Source organism: Buttiauxella gaviniae, assembly GCF_040786275.1.
Lineage (GTDB): Bacteria > Pseudomonadota > Gammaproteobacteria > Enterobacterales > Enterobacteriaceae > Buttiauxella > Buttiauxella gaviniae_A.
This window is the reverse complement of sequence record NZ_JBFMVT010000002.1, coordinates 1112555-1134004: the sequence shown is the minus strand read 5'-3', so window position 1 is coordinate 1134004 and position 21450 is coordinate 1112555. Positions and strand designations below refer to the sequence as shown.

Annotated in this window: 20 protein-coding genes and 1 other RNA gene; 17 read left to right on the top strand and 4 right to left on the bottom strand. The window is 49.0% G+C overall.

Translation table 11 applies throughout. The features are described from left to right. From glpX to AB1E22_RS05745, 14 genes are all read left to right on the top strand, one after another. The gene (gene glpX, locus AB1E22_RS05810) at window positions 1-972 is read left to right on the top strand and encodes a class II fructose-bisphosphatase (RefSeq protein WP_367594486.1); all 972 of its coding nucleotides are present in this window, start codon (window positions 1-3) and stop codon (window positions 970-972) included. 15 nt (window positions 973-987) lie between these two features. Continuing rightward, entirely contained in the window at window positions 988-1497 is a 510-nt protein-coding gene (locus tag AB1E22_RS05805) for an MltR family transcriptional regulator (RefSeq protein ID WP_367594485.1), read from the top strand. Further along, window positions 1494-2201: a nucleoside/nucleotide kinase family protein gene (locus AB1E22_RS05800; protein ID WP_367594484.1), complete on the top strand. Its 708-nt coding sequence runs from the start codon at window positions 1494-1496 to the stop codon at window positions 2199-2201. Before AB1E22_RS05805 ends, AB1E22_RS05800 begins: the two co-directional genes overlap by 4 nt. 317 nt (window positions 2202-2518) lie before the next feature. Then, entirely contained in the window at window positions 2519-3538 is a 1020-nt protein-coding gene (epd, locus tag AB1E22_RS05795) for an erythrose-4-phosphate dehydrogenase (protein ID WP_367594483.1), read from the top strand. 49 nt (window positions 3539-3587) lie between these two features. Further along, complete coding sequence (gene pgk, locus AB1E22_RS05790) at window positions 3588-4751, top strand: phosphoglycerate kinase (protein ID WP_367594482.1); 1164 nt, start codon at window positions 3588-3590, stop codon at window positions 4749-4751. 98 nt (window positions 4752-4849) lie between these two features. Further along, on the top strand, window positions 4850-5929 hold the full coding sequence (gene fbaA, locus AB1E22_RS05785; protein WP_367594481.1) for a class II fructose-bisphosphate aldolase: 1080 nt from the start codon (window positions 4850-4852) through the stop codon (window positions 5927-5929). 462 nt (window positions 5930-6391) lie between these two features. After that, window positions 6392-7330, top strand: coding sequence for a transcriptional regulator TdcA (tdcA, locus tag AB1E22_RS05780; RefSeq protein WP_367594480.1), 939 nt, complete (start codon window positions 6392-6394; stop codon window positions 7328-7330). Window positions 7331-7427: 97 nt separating this feature from the next. Then, entirely contained in the window at window positions 7428-8417 is a 990-nt protein-coding gene (tdcB, locus tag AB1E22_RS05775; protein WP_367597337.1) for a bifunctional threonine ammonia-lyase/L-serine ammonia-lyase TdcB, read from the top strand. A gap of 85 nt (window positions 8418-8502) precedes the next feature. Further along, on the top strand, window positions 8503-9834 hold the full coding sequence (tdcC, locus tag AB1E22_RS05770; protein ID WP_367594479.1) for a threonine/serine transporter TdcC: 1332 nt from the start codon (window positions 8503-8505) through the stop codon (window positions 9832-9834). Window positions 9835-9871: 37 nt separating this feature from the next. Next, the gene (tdcD, locus tag AB1E22_RS05765) at window positions 9872-11080 is read left to right on the top strand and encodes a propionate kinase (RefSeq protein WP_367594478.1); all 1209 of its coding nucleotides are present in this window, start codon (window positions 9872-9874) and stop codon (window positions 11078-11080) included. A gap of 30 nt (window positions 11081-11110) precedes the next feature. After that, the gene (pflB, locus tag AB1E22_RS05760; protein ID WP_367594477.1) at window positions 11111-13405 is read left to right on the top strand and encodes a formate C-acetyltransferase; all 2295 of its coding nucleotides are present in this window, start codon (window positions 11111-11113) and stop codon (window positions 13403-13405) included. A gap of 159 nt (window positions 13406-13564) precedes the next feature. Next, window positions 13565-14425 (top strand): small-conductance mechanosensitive channel MscS, encoded by an 861-nt coding sequence (locus tag AB1E22_RS05755; RefSeq protein WP_367594476.1) that lies wholly within the window; start codon window positions 13565-13567, stop codon window positions 14423-14425. A 149-nt stretch (window positions 14426-14574) separates the two neighbouring features. Next, window positions 14575-15210, top strand: coding sequence for an arginine exporter ArgO (gene argO, locus AB1E22_RS05750; RefSeq protein WP_367594475.1), 636 nt, complete (start codon window positions 14575-14577; stop codon window positions 15208-15210). Between the two features lie 108 nt (window positions 15211-15318). Next, a complete protein-coding gene (locus tag AB1E22_RS05745; protein WP_367594474.1) occupies window positions 15319-16053 on the top strand; it encodes an oxidative stress defense protein in 735 nt (244 codons plus the stop codon). 110 nt (window positions 16054-16163) lie between these two features. Here the strand turns inward: AB1E22_RS05745 and argP are convergent, their stop codons facing one another. Further along, the gene (gene argP, locus AB1E22_RS05740; protein WP_271123477.1) at window positions 16164-17063 is read right to left on the bottom strand and encodes a DNA-binding transcriptional regulator ArgP; all 900 of its coding nucleotides are present in this window, start codon (window positions 17061-17063) and stop codon (window positions 16164-16166) included. Window positions 17064-17229: 166 nt separating this feature from the next. On the opposite strand from argP, the gene rpiA reads away from it, so the two are divergent. The 3 genes from rpiA (at window position 17230) to AB1E22_RS05725 (ending at window position 20150) form a co-directional block, all read left to right on the top strand. Beyond that, window positions 17230-17889: a ribose-5-phosphate isomerase RpiA gene (rpiA, locus tag AB1E22_RS05735; protein WP_367594473.1), complete on the top strand. Its 660-nt coding sequence runs from the start codon at window positions 17230-17232 to the stop codon at window positions 17887-17889. Window positions 17890-18171: 282 nt separating this feature from the next. Next, complete coding sequence (serA, locus tag AB1E22_RS05730) at window positions 18172-19410, top strand: phosphoglycerate dehydrogenase (protein WP_367594472.1); 1239 nt, start codon at window positions 18172-18174, stop codon at window positions 19408-19410. Between the two features lie 116 nt (window positions 19411-19526). Continuing rightward, a complete protein-coding gene (locus AB1E22_RS05725) occupies window positions 19527-20150 on the top strand; it encodes a DUF2238 domain-containing protein (RefSeq protein ID WP_367594471.1) in 624 nt (207 codons plus the stop codon). A gap of 2 nt (window positions 20151-20152) precedes the next feature. On the opposite strand, the gene AB1E22_RS05720 is transcribed toward AB1E22_RS05725, so the two are convergent. The 3 genes from AB1E22_RS05720 to zapA form a co-directional block, all read right to left on the bottom strand. Then, window positions 20153-20749: a 5-formyltetrahydrofolate cyclo-ligase gene (locus tag AB1E22_RS05720; protein WP_367594470.1), complete on the bottom strand. Its 597-nt coding sequence runs from the start codon at window positions 20747-20749 to the stop codon at window positions 20153-20155. A gap of 25 nt (window positions 20750-20774) precedes the next feature. Next, window positions 20775-20958: non-coding RNA, 6S RNA (ssrS, locus tag AB1E22_RS05715), on the bottom strand. 41 nt (window positions 20959-20999) lie between these two features. Further along, window positions 21000-21329, bottom strand: a complete 330-nt coding sequence (zapA, locus tag AB1E22_RS05710) for a cell division protein ZapA (protein WP_139878673.1) — start codon at window positions 21327-21329, stop codon at window positions 21000-21002. Window positions 21330-21450: the final 121 nt, after the last annotated feature.

The following is a 21450-nucleotide window of genomic DNA, read 5'->3' as shown; positions in this document are numbered from 1 at the left end:
ATGAAAACGCTGGCTTATCCTTTTTTCCGCACCACGGAACAGGCGGCTTTGGCTGCCTGGCCACTCATCGGTTGCGGTGACAAGAATCGTATCGATGGTGTCGCTGTGCAGGCGATGCGTGATGCGCTTAATCAAATCGATATGCAGGGGAAGATTGTCATTGGTGAAGGGGAAATCGACCATGCGCCGATGCTCTATATTGGTGAGATGTTAGGTAATGGACAATCCCCGAAAATCGATATCGCCGTCGATCCCATTGAAGGGACGCGTATGGTGGCGATGGGGCAAAACAACGCTCTGGCGGTCATGGCCTGCGCGCCGGAAGGATCGCTGCTTCATGCCCCCGACATGTATATGAAGAAGTTGGTGGTCGGCAAAAAAGCTAAAGGAGCGATCAATCTTGCGGCAACGCTCGAAGAAAACCTGCGAAATATTGCCGCGGCATTGGGCAAACCGCTTGAGCGGCTACGAATGGTCACGCTCGATAAACCACGGCATCAGGATGCTATCGCCGTCGCCACAAGGCTGGGGGTGAAAGTAATTGCCTTGCCCGATGGTGACGTCGCCGCCAGTGTGATGACGTGCTTGCTGGAAAACCAATACGACGTGATGTACAGCATCGGCGGTGCGCCAGAGGGGGTGATTTCAGCGTGTGCTGTGAAAGCGCTGGGTGGTGAAATGCAGGTCGAGTTATTAGATTTTTGCCAGGCAAAAGGGGAGTCTCCCGTCAATCGCCAGATTGCGGATTCAGAACATCGACGCTGCGCTGAAATGGGTGTCGAGGTGAACCGTATTTATAGCCTGAATGAAATTGTCAAAAGCGAGGCGGTTTTATTTTCCGCAACGGGCGTTACGGGAGGCGATATTCTGTATGGCGTGCGTGAAGAAGGTGATGTGGTACGCACTCAAACGCTCTTCATTAATGGTATAGAGCGCACCTGTAATATTATAGACTCTCTACATCACCTTTAATGTACTGAGCTATTGATGACCACGTTGAACGAAGATGATGTGCTTGAAAGGCTGGAAGCGCAAAATGATCTGGCCTCATTTATGAGCGTCGCACACGATATTTTGCTAACCGGTATCAGGCAATTTCTGCCTTCGTTATTTGTTGATAATGATGAAGAGATAGTCGAGTACGCCGTTAAGCCCTTGCTTGCCAGAAGTGGGCCGCTAGATGATATCGACGTTGCGCTACGCCTGATTTACGCGTTGGGGAAAATGGATAAATGGCTGTATGCCGACATTACCTGTTTTGCTCAGTTTTGTGAGTTTGTGCAATACAGCAAAGAGACGCCTCAGTTTCATGATGACGTCACTTACGATTTCATGGCGAACCTTAATTCAATTACCCAAAACGCAACGCTGTTTAATGCAATTAAAAGCATGAAGTATTCGGACTTCTCTATTTATTCCGAAGTGCGTTACGGCAACCTCGTGAAAACGGCGTTATCTCTGGCAGTGACTTCATTATTGAAGGAGTTAGTCTGGTGAATGTCACATTAATGATTAATGGATTAGAGACGCACGCCCGATTTAACGACCAGGAGGTCGAGGCGTTACACAAACCATTGTTAAGACAGTTAGCCGAAAAACAAAAGCAGTTGCAGCGTCGGTTGGTTGTGTTTCTGGCGGCTCCGCCCGGCACCGGTAAATCGACTCTGGCGGCATTTTGGGAATATCTGATGGTGCAAGATTCGTCATTGCCTGTTTTACAGGCCTTACCGATGGATGGCTTCCACCACTATAACGACTATCTGCTCGCAAATAATCTCAAGCAGCATAAAGGCGCACCACATACTTTTAATGTTCAAAAGCTAACTGATGCGCTGCGTACTTTGCATCAGCCCGAAAGTGAATGGCCGCAGTACGATCGCAATTTGCATGATCCGGTGGAAAATGCGATCGCGGTGAAGGCTCCGATTGTCGTGGTTGAGGGAAACTGGTTGCTGCTCAATCAGCCTGAATGGCAGCCACTGCGGGCGCTATGTGATTTTTCAGTCTTTATTTCGGCCCCACCTGAACGGCTTTCAGAACGTCTGATTGGCAGGAAAATGCGCGGAGGGTTGAGTCGACAACAGGCAGAGGAGTTTTTCCGGGTGACCGACGGGGAAAATGTGCGGCGTGTTCTTGAGCAGAGCCAACCCGCTGACATGCTGTTGTGCATGGATGAGCAGGGCGGTTACCATCAAAATTAATCTCAATACGGGCGGTTAGAACGGCCCGTCCCTTTTCCATTATTCTTGATTTCAACTGGCTATTATTCGTCCTCTAACCTTTTGTTGTTGCATTTATTCCATCAAATTTGTGACCTGTGTCAGAAGTTTGGTTTGCTGCCATGGGGTAACGTTCCATTTATTCCGCTTATCGCTTAACATAGCTGAAGCGTTTCAGTCGAATAAATGTTCGACAATTGAGCAAACAATTGCAGTTTCGAGAGTGCGAGGATTCCCCTTAGGCGGTTGCTGGATTACTCTGTCAGCCACTAAGTTCCAGGGATTCTGGCAGGAGAGATATGACCGTACGCATAGCAATTAATGGCTTCGGTCGCATTGGGCGCAACGTGGTACGTGCTTTGTACGAATCCGGTCGCCGTGCGGAAATTACCGTCGTAGCAATCAATGAACTGGCTGATGCTGCGGGTATGGCACATCTGTTGAAGTATGACACCAGCCATGGTCGCTTCGCCTGGGACGTCCGTCAGGAACGCAACCAGCTATGGGTAGGCGACGACACCATCCGTATCTTGCACGAACCGGAAATCGAGAATTTGCCGTGGCGTGAATTGGGCGTAGATGTGGTGCTGGATTGTACCGGTGTGTTTGGCTCCCGTGCAGACGGTGAAGCGCATCTGGCCGCCGGTGCCAAAAAAGTCCTCTTCTCTCATCCTGGCGGTAACGACCTCGACGCCACCGTAGTTTACGGTGTGAATCATGAAAGTGTGGTTGCTGAACATCGCATTGTTTCTAATGCTTCCTGCACCACAAACTGCATCATTCCTATTATCAAATTGCTTGATGATGCCTGGGGCATTGAATGGGGCACTGTGACCACCATTCATTCCGCGATGCATGATCAACAGGTTATTGACGCCTATCACCCTGACTTGCGCCGCACCCGTGCTGCCAGCCAGTCAATTATTCCCGTAGATACGCGTCTTGCCGCAGGTATCACACGCATTTTTCCACAATTTAACGATCGTTTTGAAGCGATTGCGGTGCGTGTACCGACCATTAATGTCACGGCTATTGATTTAAGCGTGACAGTGAAAAATGCAGTTAAAGCCAGTGAAGTCAACAAGTTGCTGCAAAAAGCAGCACGGGATTCATTTCATGGTATAGTTGACTATACGGAATTACCGTTGGTCTCGACTGATTTTAACCACGATCCGCACAGCGCCATTGTTGATGGCACGCAGACCCGGGTCAGTGGGCAGCATCTGATTAAAACTTTAGTCTGGTGTGATAACGAATGGGGCTTTGCTAACCGAATGCTCGACACGACGTTAGTCATGGCCGCAAGTGGTTTCAGGTAAGGCGCATAAAGCGTCCGCAAAACTTTAAGAATCAACGAGAGGATTCACCATGTCTGTAATTAAGATGACCGATCTGGATCTGGCTGGAAAGCGTGTTCTGATCCGTGCAGATTTGAACGTACCAGTTAAAGAAGGGAAAGTGACATCTGACGCACGTATCCGTGCATCCCTGCCAACCATCGAACTGGCCCTGAAACAAGGCGCTAAAGTGATGGTAACTTCTCACCTGGGTCGTCCGACTGAAGGCGAGTACAACGAAGAATTCTCTCTGCTGCCGGTTGTTAACTACCTGAAAGACAAATTGTCTGCTCCGGTTCGTCTGGCTAAAGATTACCTGGACGGCGTTGAAGTTGCTGCGGGTGAACTGGTTGTTCTGGAAAACGTTCGCTTCAACAAAGGCGAAAAGAAAGACGACGAAACTCTGTCTAAAAAATACGCTGCACTGTGCGACGTGTTTGTAATGGATGCTTTCGGTACTGCACACCGTGCACAGGCTTCTACTCACGGCGTTGGCAAATTTGCAGACATCGCTTGTGCAGGCCCGCTGCTGGCTGAAGAGCTGGACGCGCTGGGTAAAGCACTGAAAGAACCAGCTCGCCCAATGGTTGCTATCGTTGGCGGTTCTAAAGTTTCTACCAAACTGACTGTTCTGGATTCCCTGTCAAAAATCGCTGACCAACTGATTGTTGGCGGTGGCATCGCGAACACCTTCATTGCTGCTCAAGGCCACAACGTGGGCAAATCCCTGTACGAAGCGGACCTGGTTGATGAAGCTAAACGCCTGCTGACGACCTGTGATATCCCAGTTCCTGCTGACGTTCGCGTAGCAACGGAGTTCTCTGAATCAGCAACCGCAACGCTGAAATCTGTTAACGATGTGAAAGCTGACGAACAGATTCTGGATATCGGTGATGCATCTGCAGCACAACTGGCTGAAATCCTGAAGAATGCAAAAACCATTCTGTGGAACGGCCCGGTTGGCGTGTTCGAATTCCCGAACTTCCGCAAAGGTACCGAAGTCGTTGCTAACGCTATCGCAGAGAGCGAAGCATTCTCTATCGCAGGCGGCGGCGACACTCTGGCAGCTATCGACCTGTTCGGTATTGAAGACAAAATCTCCTACATCTCCACTGGTGGCGGCGCATTCCTCGAATTCGTGGAAGGCAAAGTTCTGCCAGCAGTAGCAATGCTCGAAGAGCGCGCTAAGAAGTAATTGATTACGGGCAGGGTTTCCTGCCCGTTGTTTTTTAGTCGCCTGCAGGCGCGGGTGGCACAGTTTTTCTAACGGCCAACGATACAGGACAACGTAACATGTCTAAAATTTTTGATTTCGTAAAACCAGGTGTAATCACTGGTGATGACGTACAGAAAGTTTTCCAGGTAGCAAAAGAGAACAATTTTGCTCTGCCAGCAGTTAACTGCGTAGGCACCGACTCTATCAACGCCGTACTGGAAACCGCTGCAAAAGCGAAAGCTCCAGTCATCGTTCAGTTCTCCAACGGCGGCGCTGCTTTCATCGCGGGTAAAGGCGTGAAAACTGACGTTCCTCAGGGTGCTGCAATCCTGGGTGCTATTTCTGGCGCACATCACGTACACCAGATGGCTGAACATTACGGCGTGCCAGTAATCCTGCACACTGACCACTGCGCTAAGAAACTGCTGCCGTGGATCGATGGCCTGTTAGACGCGGGTGAAAAACACTTCGCAGCAACCGGCAAACCACTGTTCTCTTCTCACATGATTGACCTGTCTGAAGAGTCACTGGAAGAGAACATCGAAATCTGTTCTAAATACCTGGAGCGCATGTCTAAAATCGGTATGACTCTGGAAATCGAACTGGGTTGCACCGGTGGCGAAGAAGATGGCGTAGATAACAGCCATATGGACGCTTCTGCTCTGTACACTCAGCCAGAAGATGTTGATTACGCGTACACTAAACTGAACGCAATCAGCCCACGTTTCACTATCGCGGCATCTTTCGGTAACGTTCATGGCGTTTACAAACCAGGTAACGTTGTTCTGACTCCAACTATCCTGCGTGATTCTCAGGACTATGTTTCTAAGAAACATAACCTGCCGCACAACAGCCTGAACTTCGTATTCCACGGCGGTTCTGGTTCTTCTGCTCAAGAAATCAAAGACTCTGTAAGCTACGGCGTAGTTAAAATGAACATCGATACCGATACCCAGTGGGCAACTTGGGAAGGTATCCTGAACTACTACAAAACTAACGAAGCTTACCTGCAGGGCCAGTTGGGCAACCCGAAAGGCGAAGATCAGCCGAACAAGAAATACTACGATCCACGCGTATGGCTGCGTGCAGCGCAGAGCTCTATGATTACCCGTCTGGAGCAGGCTTTCAAAGAACTGAACGCAATCGACGTTCTGTAATTTGACGCTTTAAATGCTTGAATCAAGCCCGCCTCGTGCGGGCTTTTTTGTGCCTGGAGGAAATTAATTTTTTGGCTATCGAAGTCATCCCCTCTTCCTTTCAAATAAACTGATATCAGATGCGTTATTTTATGAAAGGAATAAATAGTGGGCGGCTTTTATTTCAGCGCCTTCAAGAGAATATTTTATTTTCATTTCAGATTCGTTTAGAAAAGGAAGTTATTTGTACAGATATGATTTATTTATCACCATAAATTTATTTTATTCCCGAGATTAAGGTTGACCTTTGTCATATAAATTGCAAATGAACAATATATAACATTATGATTTATATGTATTTTCCATGGTTCGAGTGATTTGCATACAATCATTGCGCAAGTAATTGTGAGTCACTGCACATAACAACGAGCACATAATTCGCTATCATCTGCCGCAGGGAAAGTTAATTAGGCGCGGATCTTCATGGACAATAACTCATTACCGAAGACACAGCATTTGCTTGTTTTTCAGGAAGTGGTCAGAAGTGGATCATTTGGTTCAGCCGCAAAACAACTTAGCCTGACTCAGCCCGCTGTCAGTAAAATTATTAGCGACATGGAAACCTATTTTGGTTTAGAGCTAATTATCAGAAAAAATACCGGTGTAAAATTAACCGAAGCAGGAAAAGTGCTCCTGACTCACGCAGAATCCATCACGCGTGAGTTAAGAAATATGTGTAGCGAAATGAATGGTATGATCGGCAACACGGTTATCGACGTCTCATTTGGCTACCCGTCGCTTATCGGTTTTACTTTTTTACCGGGAATGATGAAAGAATTTAAGGAGCTATTCCCGCAGGTTCAGGTTTCGATGTTCGAAGCCCAGCTTTCTTCTTTCTTGCCCGCTATTCGTGATGGTCGCCTGGATTTTGCCATCGGAACATTGAGCGATGAAATGCTGCTCCAGGATCTCCACATTGAGCCTCTGTTTGAGTCAGAATTTATTCTGGTAGCAAACCGAACGCGAGTGATTAGAGGCACGACCACGCTTAGCGCATTAAGTCATGAGCAATGGGTATTACCGCAAACGGAAATGGGTTATTACAGTGAACTTCTCACTACCCTTCAAAAGAACAACATCAAAAGTGAAAACATCGTTAAAACAGATTCGGTAGTGACGATTTATAACCTGGTACTTAATGCCGGTTTCTTAACGGTTATTCCCCGAGATATGATTTCCCCGTTTGGCTCTAACCAATTTATTAAAGTTCCCGTTGAGGATAAGTTACCGGTCGCTCGCTACGCTGCGGTTTGGTCTAAAAATTATCGAATAAATCGATCTGCCGCGACATTAGTTGAGCTTGCCAGAAAACATTCATTACGTAGCCAGTTTCAACGCACTCAATTAACTGAAGTCGCGTAGCTTTATCCAGTAACTGATAAATATAAAATTCAATCAAGGTGGCATATTAAAAATGTCACCGCCGATATTATTTTTGCTTTTAATTCTTGAGGTCAACATGCATATCGATTATGAACTCCCTGTCACTATTATTGATGTTCTTGAAGCGAAAAAAAGATTAGCGGGTTATATATACAAGACAGGAATGCCAAGGTCTAATTATCTCAGCGAATGCTGTCAGGGAGAAATATTTTTAAAATTTGAAAACATGCAGCGTACAGGTTCATTTAAAATACGTGGCGCTTTTAATAAGCTCAGTTCCCTGACTGAAGAAGAAAGAAAAAAAGGGGTGGTGGCTTGTTCTGCAGGTAACCATGCGCAAGGCGTCTCACTTTCCTGCGCTATTCTGGGGATTGATGGCAAAGTCGTTATGCCTAACGGCGCACCAAAATCTAAAGTGGCTGCAACGACTGATTATTCGGCGCAGGTCGTTATGCATGGCGATAATTTCAATGACACTATCGCCAAGGTTAGCGAAATTGTGGAGATGGAAGGGCGCATCTTTATTCCACCTTATGACGATGAAAAAGTGATTGCCGGCCAAGGTACAATAGGCCTTGAGATTCTCGAAGATTTATATGACGTGGATAATGTGATTGTTCCGATTGGCGGCGGTGGTCTAATCGCCGGTATTGCGTTGGCGATAAAATCTATTAACCCAACAATCAATATTATCGGCGTACAGGCAGAAAACGTACATGGAATGGCGGCCTCGTTTTATAAAGGTGAGCTGATGGCACATCGTAATGCAGGTACGTTAGCTGATGGCTGCGATGTTTCACGTCCGGGCCGTTTAACGTTTGAAATTGTGAAAAAATTAGTGACGGATATTATTTTAGTCAGCGAAGAAGAAATCAAAAATAGTATGGTGGCGCTCATTCAACGCAATAAAGTGATTACCGAAGGTGCGGGAGCATTAGCCTCTGCGGCTTTATTAAGCGGTAAGCTCGACCATTATATTAAAGGGCGTAAAACAGTAAGCATTATCTCAGGTGGAAACATCGATCTTTCGCGTGTTTCACAAATTACGGGCTCAGCAGATATTTGATATACTCCCCATAATTCTGGCTGCAGGGCAATGATGAGTAATGTAGCCAGAAATGCAACGGATATATAATTTAAGGAACTCTATTATGAGTAATACTGATGCAACCCTCATTGGTCAACAAGCCACTGCGCCATGGCGTAAATCTGACACCACATGGACTCTAGGGTTATTTGGCACCGCTATTGGCGCAGGGGTTTTATTTTTCCCCATCCGCGCAGGTTACGGTGGCTTAATTCCGATTGTAATCATGCTGTTCCTGGCTTTTCCGATAGCCTTTTATTGCCATCGGGCACTGGCTCGCCTTTGTCTTTCTGGCAGCAATCCTTCGGGAAATATCACTGAAACGGTAGAAGAGCATTTTGGTAAGACAGGCGGTGTGGTTATTACTTTCCTGTACTTTTTTGCTATTTGCCCGCTGCTCTGGATTTATGGCGTCACGATTACCAATACTTTTATGACTTTCTGGGAGAATCAGCTTCAGCTTATGCCGCTTAACCGTGGCGTAGTGGCGCTGTTTTTGCTGCTGTTGATGGCTTTTGTCATCTTCTTCGGTAAAGATTTGATGGTTAAGGTCATGAGTTATTTGGTCTTTCCTTTCATCGCCTGCCTCGTCGTGATTTCGCTGTCGCTGATCCCTTACTGGAACTCTGCGGTCATTGATCAAGCCAGCCTGAGTGACATCTCTTTCACCGGTAGCGACGGCATTCTGGTCACTGTCTGGCTAGGCATTTCCATTATGGTCTTCTCCTTTAACTTCTCACCGATTGTCTCTTCTTTTGTGGTGTCCAAACGCGAAGAGTACGAGCATGACTTTGGCAGACAGTTTACTGAAGACAAGTGCTCGAAGATTATTTCCCGCGCCAGCATCCTGATGGTGGCCGTTGTGATGTTCTTTGCCTTTAGCTGCCTGTTTACGCTCTCGCCACAGAATATGGCCGAAGCGAAAGCGCAGAATATTCCCGTGCTTTCTTATCTGGCAAACCACTTCTCTTCGATGTCCGGCACAAAATCCACCTTCGCAACTACGCTGGAATATGGCGCGTCGGTGATTGCACTGGTGGCTATCTTCAAATCCTTCTTCGGCCACTACCTCGGCACGCTGGAAGGGCTGAACGGGCTGATCCTCAAGTTTGGTTATAAAGGTGATAAAACCAAAGTTTCCGGCGGAAAACTTAATTTTATCAGCATGATCTTTATCATGGGCTCCACCTGGATTGTGGCTTACGCCAACCCGAACATCCTGGATTTAATTGAAGCCATGGGTGCGCCAATTATCGCCTCACTGCTTTGCCTGCTGCCGATGTATGCAATTCGCAAAACGCCTGCGCTTGCGAAATACAAAGGTAAAACCGAGAACATTTTTGTCACCGTCATTGGATTGTTGACGATTCTTAATATTGTCTACAAATTAATCTGATTGTTTGTGATTTACTCAGGATGAGTGGAACTTAAAAATGAACGATTACCCAGTTGTACTGACGATTAATTGTGGTTCTTCCTCGGTTAAATTTTCAGTACTGGATGCAGAAACGTACGATGTGCTTTTATCCGGGATTTGCGAAGGGATTAATACAGAGCGTGCATTTATAATCGTTAATGATGGGGAGCCAGTAATTCTGGCTCGCCAGAATTATGAAGATGCACTTGCAGCAATATCTGCGGAGCTCGAAATTCGTGATTTATCTGATAGCGTAGCTTTTATAGGCCACCGAATTGCTCATGGCGGATCTTTATTTAGTGAATCGGTGTTAATCACTGAGGACGTGATTGAGAAAATTCGCCAGGTTTCACCACTGGCGCCTTTGCATAATTACGCCAATTTGCACGGGGTGGAATCATCACTGCTACGTTTTCCTGGCGTTCCACAGGTCGCAGTATTCGATACCAGTTTCCACCAGACTCTGAAACCTGAAGCGTATTTGTATGGGCTGCCATACCGTTACTTCGAAGAGTATGGCGTGCGCCGCTATGGATTTCATGGCACCTCGCACCGCTATGTCGCCCGGCAGGCCGCCGAATTATTAGGGCTGGAGCCAGGAAATTCGGGGTTAGTGATTGCTCACTTAGGAAATGGGGCTTCAATTTGTGCGGTTCAGAATGGTGAGAGCGTCGATACGTCGATGGGCATGACGCCGCTCGAAGGGCTGATTATGGGCACGCGCTGCGGTGATGTGGATTTTGGCGCGATGGCCTGGCTTGCTCGCCAGAGCGGGCAATCTCTTGATGACCTTGAACAAGTGGTTAATAAGGAGTCCGGCCTATTGGGGCTTTCCGGTTTATCTTCGGATTTACGGACGCTGGAGAAAGCCAGGCACAATGGCGATGTTCGAGCGCAGTTAACTATTAAGACCTTTGTTCATCGTATTGCCAGAACTATTGGCGCGCATGCCGCATCTTTAAATCGCTTTGATGGTGTTATTTTTACCGGCGGTATTGGTGAAAACTCAATATTTATTCGGCAACTGGTCAGCGAGCACTTACGCGTATTCGGCATTATTCTGGACGAAGAAAAAAATAAATACTCTAACCGGGAAGGCGAGCGAGTTATTTCAAAACCTGAGTCACCTATTTTCTGCGCCGTTATTCCTACAAATGAAGAGAAAATGATTGCCCTTGATGCGCTGCATTTGGGAAAAGAGAGCCTGGTAGCGCAATACGCCTGAATTAATTATCTGGTCTAAAGGAATGAAGTAATGAATGTGGATATTGATATTAACATCGATAGTTATTCCCATGCCTGGCAGAAATTCTCCGGTGACGAATGGAAAAAGAAAATAAATGTTCGGGATTTTATCCAGCAGAATTATACCCCGTATGAAGGCGATGAATCTTTTTTAGCTGGAGCCACTCCCGCCACAAGTGCGCTTTGGGAAAAAGTGATGGACGGTATTCGTATCGAAAACGCTACTCATGCACCGGTGGATTTCGACACGAATATTGCCACAACAATTACCGCCCATGCGCCGGGCTATATTATTAAAGAGCGGGAAAAGATTGTTGGGTTGCAAACTGATAAACCTTTAAAGCGTGCCCTGCATCCTTACGGCGGAATCAATATGATCAAAAGCTCGTTTGAGGCTTATGGTCGTGAAATGGATGCTGACTTCGAATACCAGTTTACCTCGCTGCGTAAAACCCATAATCAGGGCGTATTTGACGTTTATTCACCGGATATTCTGCGCTGCCGTAAATCAGGCGTGCTGACCGGTTTACCGGACGGTTACGGACGCGGGCGAATCATTGGGGACTATCGCCGCGTGGCGCTGTACGGCATTGCTTTCCTGGTTCGCGAGCGTGAGTTGCAGTTTGCCGATCTACAAGGCCAGCTCGAACGCGGTGAAAATCTGGAGGCGGTAATCCGCCTGCGCGAAGAGTTGTCTGAGCATCGTCGTGCGCTGCTGCAAATTCAAGAGATGGCGGAGAATTACGGCTTTGATATTTCACGCCCGGCGCGTAACGCGCAGGAAGCGTTGCAATGGCTCTATTTTGCCTATCTGGCGGCGGTGAAATCGCAAAACGGTGGGGCGATGTCCCTCGGGCGCACCACAACGTTTATCGATATTTATATCGAGCGCGATCTGAAAGCAGGCTTGCTGACAGAAGTTCAGGCCCAGGAGCTGGTCGACCATTTCATTATGAAGATCCGCATGGTGCGTTTCCTCCGTACGCCTGAGTTTGATTCCCTCTTCTCAGGCGACCCTATCTGGGCGACAGAGGTCATCGGCGGGATGGGGCTTGATGGGCGCACGCTGGTCACCAAAAACGCCTATCGCTATCTGAACACCCTTTACACCATGGGCCCTGCACCGGAGCCGAATCTCACTATTTTGTGGTCGGAAGCCCTGCCGAAAGCGTTCAAAGTGTATGCGGCAAAAGTCTCGATAGAAACCTCATCGTTGCAGTATGAAAACGATGACCTGATGCGCTGCGATTTTGACAGCGATGATTACGCCATTGCCTGCTGCGTAAGCCCGATGGTTATCGGTAAGCAGATGCAGTTCTTTGGCGCACGTGCCAACCTGGCAAAAACGCTGCTGTATTGCATCAACGGCGGCATGGATGAAAAACTCAAAATCCAGGTCGGGCCGAAAATGCCCATGCTGCTGGATGACGTCCTGGATTATGAAACGGTGATGAGCAGCCTCGACCACTTTATGGACTGGCTGGCGGCGCAATACATAACCGCGCTCAATCTCATCCACTACATGCACGACAAATACAGCTACGAAGCGTCGCTGATGGCTCTGCATGACAGGGACGTTTATCGCACCATGGCGTGTGGCATTGCCGGATTATCGGTTGCGGTGGATTCTCTCTCCGCGATTAAGTACGCCACTGTAAAACCGGTGCGCGACCATAACGGGCTGGCGCTCGATTTTGTGATCGAAGGGGATTACCCGCAGTACGGCAATAATGACGATCGTGTTGATGCTATCGCCTGCGATCTTGTTGAGCGCTTTATGAAGAAGATCCAGGCGCTGCCGACTTATCGCAATGCCGTGCCGACGCAATCGATCCTGACGATCACCTCAAACGTGGTGTATGGGCAAAAAACGGGGAATACACCAGACGGCCGCCGCGGTGGAACGCCATTTGCACCGGGGGCTAACCCTATGCACGGCAGAGATCGTAAAGGGGCCGTGGCTTCTTTAACGTCGGTGGCGAAACTGCCGTTCAGTTATGCAAAAGACGGCATCTCATACACCTTCTCTATTGTTCCTGCGGCACTGGGCAAAGATGACGCCGTGCGCCAGTTAAACCTGGTTGGGCTGCTGGATGGTTATTTCCATCACGATGTGAAAACCGAGGGCGGGCAGCATTTGAATGTGAACGTGATGAATCGGGAAATGTTGATGGATGCTGTTAAACACCCTGAAAATTACCCGACGCTGACGATTCGCGTTTCCGGCTACGCCGTGCGTTTTAATGCCTTAACGCGCGAGCAGCAGCAAGATGTTATCTCCCGCACTTTCACCCATGCACTTTAGTTAATAGCCCGCTTCGGCGGGTTTATTTCCCTCTCTGTACAGTTTGATTTTTCAATCATTTTTGTGACCGCCTTGGCATATTCGCTTGTTTTGATTACCCTTTAAAGTCTCACTTGTGCCTTTAGGGTGCAGAATTTTAGTAATAACAAGGAACCGTGAATGGAAGATCTCAATGTAGTAGACAGTATTAATAATGCCGGGGGCTGGCTGGTGCGCAACCAGGCGTTACTGCTGAGCTATGCGGTCAACATTGTGGCGGCGATTGCTATTATTATCGTCGGCATGATCGTCGCTCGTGTGGTGTCCAACGGCATTAACCGCGTGATGTTAGCTCGTCATATCGATGCAACGGTTGCGGATTTCCTCTCAGCTCTGGTGCGTTACGGCATTATCGCTTTTACGTTAATTGCCGCACTTGGCCGCGTTGGCGTGCAAACGGCGTCGGTTATCGCCGTATTGGGTGCCGCAGGTTTGGCGATTGGCCTGGCTTTGCAGGGTTCGCTTTCCAACTTGGCTGCGGGCGTGCTGCTGGTCACTTTCCGTCCGTTCCGTGCAGGTGAGTATGTTGATCTGGGTGGTATTGCCGGAACCGTGCTTAACGTACAGATTTTCTCTACGACCATGCGCACTGTAGACGGCAAAATCGTCGTGGTGCCAAACGGCAAAATCATTGCGGGTAATATTATTAACTACTCCCGCGAGCCGGTGCGCCGTAACGAGTTTATTATCAGCGTGGCGTATGACTCAGATATCGATCAGGTTAAAAAGATCCTGACGGATATTATCAACAGCGATGAGCGCATCTTAAAAGATCGCGAAATGACCGTGCGCCTCAACGAGCTCGGTGCATCGTCAATCAACTTTGTGGTGCGCACCTGGAGCAACAGCGGCGACCTGCAAAATGTTTATTGGGACGTGCTGGAGCGTATTAAGAAAGAGTTTGATGCCCAGGGTATCAGCTTCCCTTATCCACAAATGGACGTGAACTTCAGACGCGTAAGAGAAGCAGAAGCCGCGTAAACATGGTTTCTTGGGCCAGCTTCGGCTGGCCTGCTAGTTATTAGTAAATCTGATAAACCATTAAAATTATCCATTTCCTCTAATAATTTTTCCCCATTACACTCTCTCTCAATGGCTAAACAGGGCTAAATATTGAAGAGTGAACCATCATGTTATCTTATTTTTTTCAAGGTCTTACCTTAGGCGCTGCGTTAATTCTGCCTCTTGGGCCGCAAAATGCTTTTGTCATGAACCAGGGGATTCGTCGCGAATACCACTTGATGATTGCGTCCCTTTGCGCATTAAGTGATTTGTTGCTGATTTGCGGCGGGATATTTGGCGGGAGCGCACTTCTGATGCAGTCGCCGTGGCTGCTGGCGATTGTTACCTGGGGCGGCGTGGCCTTTTTGCTCTGGTACGGTTGGGGGGCATTGCGTACTGCGATGAGCAGCAGTGTAGAACTGGCTTCTGCGGAAGTGCTCAAGCAAGGGCGATGGAAAATCATTGCGACCGTGTTGGCCGTCACCTGGCTTAACCCTCATGTTTATCTCGATACTTTTGTGGTTTTAGGCAGTCTCGGTGGGCAGTTGGCAGATGAGCCAAAACGTTGGTTTGCGCTGGGAACGGTGAGCGCGTCTATCCTGTGGTTTTATGGCCTGGCGATTCTTGCCGCATGGCTGGCACCGCGCCTGCGCACTGCGAAAGCCCAGCGTATAATCAATGGGGTAGTGGGGTTGGTAATGTGGTTTATCGCATTGCAACTCGCCGCTGACGGTGTTCGTCATCTGACTTCTCTGTTGAGTTAATTCGCCTTTTTCCGATAGACAAGTTGTTATTCCAGGCTAAGCTTCCAGCCAGACACCCGTGTTCTCTGCGGGTGTAATGACAGTGGAATGTAGCATGGAGGAATTACAGTGAAGTTTAAAACCCTGGCATTAGCCGCTCTGGTGGGATTTGGTTCGGTTCCGGTGCTGGCCGATGAATTGCCAAACGGCCCGCATGTTGTGACATCCGGTACTTCAAGTGTGGATGCCGTTCCTGACATTGCTACGCTTGCTATCGAAGTAAATGTATCTGCCAAAGATGCGGCTTCAGCGAAGAAACAGGCTGACGATCGCGTGGCACAGTATCTGACTTTCTTGCAGCAAAGCGGTGTTGAGAAGAAAGATATTAATGCTGCCAATTTGCGCACCCAACCAGAATACGAATACCTGAAAGACGGTAAGACGCAGCTAAAAGGCTATCGCGCCGTGCGTCAGGTTGAAGTCACGCTGCGTAAACTCGATAAAATGAATGAGTTACTTGATGAGGCGCTGAAAGCCGGTCTTAACGAAATTCGTTCTGTTTCGCTTGGGGTCGCGAACCCTGAGCAGTACAAAGACAAAGCGCGTAAAGAAGCTATCGATGATGCAATGCGTCAGGCGAAGCTATTAGCGGAAGGCTTTAACAGCAAGCTGGGGCCGGTTTATAGCGTGCGTTATCACGTTTCTAACTACCAGCCAGCGCCGATGGTGCGGATGATGAAGGCCGATGCGGCAGCGCCAGTTTCAGCCCAGGATACTTACGATCAGCAAACGATTCAGTTTGGCGATCAGGTTGATGTAGTGTTTGAGTTGGAACGCGCTAAGAGCGAGCAGCCTGCTCAATAAAATGGTGGATGGCGCTTGCGCTTATCCACCCTACAAAACCGTAAAATGTAGGTCGGATAAGCGTTAGCGTCATCCGACAAAAAAAAGGCCGCTAAATTAGCGGCCTTTTTCTATTCAGCGTCCTGGCGCAGGACACGATGCCCATATTCCAACAACGCATCGGTCACATTACGCATCATGCGGCTTTCTGGTGCAAAGCGATGCCAATAAAGCATACGCCGCTGCATCAGGCCCGGCGTCAGGTCGATTAACTCGCCGCTATTGAGCTCTCTTTCAATCTGCAAATGCGGGATCATGCAGCAGGTGGTGCCCTGACGCGCCAGTTGCACGAAGGCTTCTGACGAGTTAACGATATGGCATGGCACGCTGCCCGGCGACAAATCGAAATTCTGTTGTAAAAACGCCTGGTGCATATCGTCGAGATGGTCAAACGCCACGGCAGGGGCTTTTAGCAGAGCCGAGCGCGTCACACCGTTAGGAAAATAACGCGCCGCAAAATCTTTCGAACCGACAAACAGATAATCCAGCGCGCCGAGCCTGTCGACCAGGCAACTTGGCAGCGGCTGTGGCTGAATAGAAACCGCGCCGACTACTTCACCGCGGCGCAGGCGTTCCTGGGTACGGGTTTCATCTTCAACCTGAAGATTGAGACGAATAGGGGAGTCGGCAAGAACAGGCGCCAGCGCGGGCAACAGCCAGGTTGCCAGACTGTCGGCGTTCACCGCGAGCGACAATAGCAGCGGCGTAGAACCGGTTTGTTCGTCACCCAGCCACTCTTCTTCAAGCAATTCAACCTGGCGTAATAACGCGAGAAGTTTTTGGCCTTGCTCGGTAGGACGAGGGGGAACCGTGCGCACTAACAATGGCTGGCCGAACATATTTTCCAGTTGCTTGATACGCTGTGAAACCGCTGATTGAGTAATGCAGAGCTTTTGTGCCGCGCGTTCAAATCCTCGTTCACGAATCACTGCATCCAGCGCCTGTAGCGTTCTATAGTCCGGGCGTTTCATTGTTATTAGCTAACTCCTGTTTTAGTTATGTCAGCACTATGACATAAATTTGCAGCCAATCCAGACTGAATCCATAAAGATCGGATGAGTGCGGCCATTGGCGAGGACTTTCTTATTAAGCATGCACTATAATGCGCGTCAGTTTTCACAGCACAGGCAAATAACCATGACGCAGGATGAACTGAAAAAAGCAGTCGGCTGGGCAGCACTACAATACGTGCAGCCGGGCACCATCGTGGGCGTAGGCACCGGCTCTACCGCCGCACACTTCATTGATGCCCTCGGAACGATCAAACATCAAATTGATGGTGCCGTTTCTAGCTCCGACGCTTCCACCGCAAAACTGAAAAGCCTTGGGATCACCGTTTACGATCTTAACGAAGTTGATTCTCTTGGGATCTACGTGGATGGTGCCGATGAGATCAACGGCCAGATGCAGATGATCAAAGGCGGCGGTGCTGCGTTGACGCGCGAGAAGATCATCGCGTCTGTCGCGGACAAATTTATTTGTATCGCCGACGCATCCAAACAGGTCGGTGTCCTGGGTAATTTCCCTCTGCCGGTGGAAGTGATTCCAATGGCGCGTAGCTGTGTGGCGCGTGAACTGGTCAAACTGGGCGGCCGCCCGGAATACCGCCAGGGCGTGGTGACTGATAACGGCAACATCATTCTGGATGTTTATGGCCTGAGCATTATCGATCCTATCGCGCTGGAAAATGCTATCAACGGCCTGCCAGGCGTGGTGACGGTTGGTTTGTTTGCTAACCGTGGTGCGGATGTGGCGTTGATTGGAACCGCCGATGGTGTGAAAACCATAGTGAAATGATCTGACCGGGGCGTGTCATGCGCCCCAAATAATGAATAAAAAATGACAAAATAATCTAACGGCAAATTTGGTGACATATGTCACATTCTTAACCAGCGCCTATTTTTCATTCCTGCTTTTCTCCTCTCCCTGGCATTTTATGCTGCCTGCCGCCGCTTATTCCTTTTTCAATAAGTTGACCGCGCAATCGTTTATATTGCCCCGCCCGTATTTTTTGATATTTTGGCAGAAGGGTGTCTTATCACACAGCACAACATCAGTTCTAAAAAATAGGGTCGGGAAATGGCAAAAGTATCACTGGATAAAGACAAAATTAAATTCCTGCTGGTGGAAGGCGTACACCAGAAAGCCGTGGATAACCTTCGCGCAGCAGGCTATACCAACATCGAATACCATAAAGGCGCGCTGGATAGCGATGCTTTGAAAGAGTCGATCCGTGATGCGCATTTCATCGGTCTGCGTTCCCGCACTAACCTAACTGAAGATATTCTGTCGGCGGCTGAAAAGCTGGTGGCCGTGGGCTGTTTCTGCATCGGCACTAACCAGGTTGACCTGGATGCTGCGGCAAAACGTGGCGTGCCCGTGTTTAATGCTCCGTTCTCTAACACGCGCTCCGTTGCTGAATTGGTCATTGGTCAACTGCTGCTGCTGCTGCGCGGCGTACCTGAAGCTAACGCGAAAGCACACCGTGGCGTGTGGAATAAACTGGCTGTCGGTTCGTATGAAGCGCGCGGTAAAAAGCTCGGTATTATTGGCTACGGCCATATCGGGACGCAGTTGGGGATTCTGGCTGAAGCGCTGGGGATGCACGTTTACTTCTACGATATCGAGAACAAACTGACGCTGGGCAATGCAACTCAGGTTCAGCATCTTTCTGACCTCCTTAACATGAGCGACGTTATCAGCCTGCATGTGCCTGAGAATGCTTCTACCAAGAACATGATCGGTGCAAATGAACTGGCACTGATGAAACCAGGCTCGCTGTTGATCAACTGCGCCCGTGGCACGGTGGTCGATATTCCTGCGCTGTGTGATGCGCTGGCGCGTAAACATCTGGCGGGGGCGGCAATCGACGTCTTCCCGACAGAACCTGCAACCAACAGCGATCCGTTCACTTCTCCGCTGTGCGAGTTTGATAACGTTATTTTGACGCCACACATCGGCGGTTCGACTCAGGAAGCGCAGGAAAATATCGGCCTGGAAGTCGCAGGCAAGCTGGCGAAATATTCCGATAACGGTTCAACATTATCTGCGGTGAATTTCCCTGAGGTTTCCCTGCCGTTGCACGGCGGTAGCACCAGCCGTTTACTGCACATTCACGAAAACCGCCCGGGTATTTTGACCGCACTGAACCAGATTTTTGCAGACCAGGGCATCAACATTGCCGCACAGTACCTGCAAACGACCCCGAAAATGGGTTACGTAGTAATTGATGTCGATGCTGAGGAAGATGTTGCCGAAGCCGCGCTGAAATCGATGAAAGCGATTCCGGGTACCATCCGCGCTCGTTTGCTTTACTAATCTCTACGCCGGGGAGCGAGCCAAGGCTCCCCGCGCTACGATTTCATCCCTTTCCTAAGTTGTATTTCTGGCCTATCCGGCTGATAGTTAGGCTTTTAGCTTTCCGGCGAAGCCCTATGACAACGACGTTTTCCAGCGCATTCGTGAAATTCGGTGCGTTTATACTCCTGATGATCCTTATCTATACCGGTTTTAGTACCGCAGACCGCATGACCTGGCTGATGGAAGTGACGCCGGTCATTATTATTGTTCCCCTGCTATTAGCCACCCGGTCGCGCTACCCGCTCACGCCACTGCTCTATTTTTTGATTTTCCTGCATGCGATTATTTTGATGGTCGGCGGTTTGTATACCTACGCTAAAGTGCCGATCGGTTTTGATGTGCAGGAGTGGTTTGGTTTGAGCCGTAACCCTTATGACAAATTGGGCCATTTTTTCCAGGGATTAGTGCCTGCACTTGCTGCGCGGGAAATACTGATTCGCGGAAGTTATATTCGCGGGCGTAAAATGGTCGCATTTCTGGTCTGTTGTGTCGCACTGGCTATCAGCGCTCTGTACGAACTCATTGAATGGGCGGCAGCGCTGGCGCTTGGGCAGGGTGCGGATGAATTTCTTGGAACCCAGGGCGACATGTGGGATACGCAATCCGATATGTTTTGCGCACTGCTGGGGGCGCTGACCACCGTTTTGCTCCTGCAGTATTGGCATACGAAGCAGCTACTGCGATTGCCTACAGCGTAAGGCTACCACTGCCAGATTCGTGATGGCGTTACCACTGCGGGCAAGGGGATATCCCACTCTTCAGTCGGTAATGCCTGAACGCGCTGGCAATCATGTGCCAGCCCAACCGGCCAAACACCGTGCTGCTGCCAGTTCTGCAATGTGCGATCGTAAAAACCGCCCCCCATTCCCAGCCGTTGCCCCTGCTCATCAAATGCCACTAAGGGCGTGATAAGCACATCGAGTTTATTTAGCGGCAATACGTCGCGGACATCCAGCTTGGGCTCAAGAATTTTCAGACGATTCATCACCAGATGGCTGTTTTTGGCATAACGAAGAAACAGCAAATTGCCTTTGCTGAATGGGTGAAGAACCGGTAAATAAACGGTTTTGCCTGCCTGCCACAACGCACGAATTAACGGCGTGGTATCCAGCTCGCCATCAAATGACAGAAACGTAGCAACCGTCGCCGCCTTCATTACGGGTTCGTAAGCAAGCATGCGCGCAGCGGCTGATTCCGCAAAGTGCTGTTGTTCTGTTGGCGTGAGTGTCCGGCGTCGTTGCCGAATGTGCTGTCGGATTTCTTGTCGAAGCGATGGGATTAACTGCATTTTCGTCATGATGATGACTACTTGGTAGAAAGAGGGAATCTCCGAGATGCCGCCGCAGGCTGTAACCCTTGAACCCTTGGTTCAAGGTGAATGTAGCGTCAGAATCATCAGGCTTCTCGGACGGACCGAGCATGCTCACAGAATCTGGAGCACCACATTCTTGTGGTATGAAATATCGGCTCAGGGGACTGGCCCGCATGCAAACATCTCAGAGAAATTTGTTCTTCAAAGTTACTCTACCATAGGTAACAGTGAAGTGTTATTCAAAATTTGGACCCTGTCTTTCTGTTATGCGACCTTGCTCAAGCAACGCTTGTTCGATGGTCTGCTGTAACATCCGAATACGCTCTTCCATATTGGCTGCGTAGTCGCGGGTTTTCGATTTTTCCTGAGCCAGCTCATAACAAATGTTCAATGCTGCGATGAAAACTAGCTGCTCAGTATTTGTGACTCTAGTGCGAACTTTTAAATCTTGCAACCGCTGATTGAGCTCTTCCGCCGCAAGATTCAGTGCATCCTGTTGTTCAGGCGGGCAATTCACGCGCAATGAACGACCGAAAATTTGGATATCGACTGGTTGTGCAGACATGCCACCTTCCTGCTGTTAACTCGCCAGCCTCCCGCTAACCTGTGCCAGGTTACGAAAGGGGCGTCACTATAGCTATCCCAAAATGAAGATACAAGCCCTTTTCTGGTGCCTTGGGGTCCCT

Coding starts and splice junctions, on each gene's coding strand:
- AB1E22_RS05725 (WP_367594471.1), top strand. CDS start 19,527: ATGACAACGACGTTTTCCAGCGCATTCGTGAAATTCGGTGCGTTTATA.
- epd (WP_367594483.1), top strand. CDS start 2,519: ATGACCGTACGCATAGCAATTAATGGCTTCGGTCGCATTGGGCGCAAC.
- AB1E22_RS05755 (WP_367594476.1), top strand. CDS start 13,565: ATGGAAGATCTCAATGTAGTAGACAGTATTAATAATGCCGGGGGCTGG.
- tdcA (WP_367594480.1), top strand. CDS start 6,392: ATGGACAATAACTCATTACCGAAGACACAGCATTTGCTTGTTTTTCAG.
- argP (WP_271123477.1), bottom strand. CDS start 17,063: ATGAAACGCCCGGACTATAGAACGCTACAGGCGCTGGATGCAGTGATT.
- fbaA (WP_367594481.1), top strand. CDS start 4,850: ATGTCTAAAATTTTTGATTTCGTAAAACCAGGTGTAATCACTGGTGAT.
- rpiA (WP_367594473.1), top strand. CDS start 17,230: ATGACGCAGGATGAACTGAAAAAAGCAGTCGGCTGGGCAGCACTACAA.
- glpX (WP_367594486.1), top strand. CDS start 1: ATGAAAACGCTGGCTTATCCTTTTTTCCGCACCACGGAACAGGCGGCT.
- tdcB (WP_367597337.1), top strand. CDS start 7,428: ATGCATATCGATTATGAACTCCCTGTCACTATTATTGATGTTCTTGAA.
- serA (WP_367594472.1), top strand. CDS start 18,172: ATGGCAAAAGTATCACTGGATAAAGACAAAATTAAATTCCTGCTGGTG.
- zapA (WP_139878673.1), bottom strand. CDS start 21,329: ATGTCTGCACAACCAGTCGATATCCAAATTTTCGGTCGTTCATTGCGC.
- tdcD (WP_367594478.1), top strand. CDS start 9,872: ATGAACGATTACCCAGTTGTACTGACGATTAATTGTGGTTCTTCCTCG.
- pflB (WP_367594477.1), top strand. CDS start 11,111: ATGAATGTGGATATTGATATTAACATCGATAGTTATTCCCATGCCTGG.
- AB1E22_RS05805 (WP_367594485.1), top strand. CDS start 988: ATGACCACGTTGAACGAAGATGATGTGCTTGAAAGGCTGGAAGCGCAA.
- pgk (WP_367594482.1), top strand. CDS start 3,588: ATGTCTGTAATTAAGATGACCGATCTGGATCTGGCTGGAAAGCGTGTT.
- argO (WP_367594475.1), top strand. CDS start 14,575: ATGTTATCTTATTTTTTTCAAGGTCTTACCTTAGGCGCTGCGTTAATT.
- tdcC (WP_367594479.1), top strand. CDS start 8,503: ATGAGTAATACTGATGCAACCCTCATTGGTCAACAAGCCACTGCGCCA.
- AB1E22_RS05720 (WP_367594470.1), bottom strand. CDS start 20,749: ATGACGAAAATGCAGTTAATCCCATCGCTTCGACAAGAAATCCGACAG.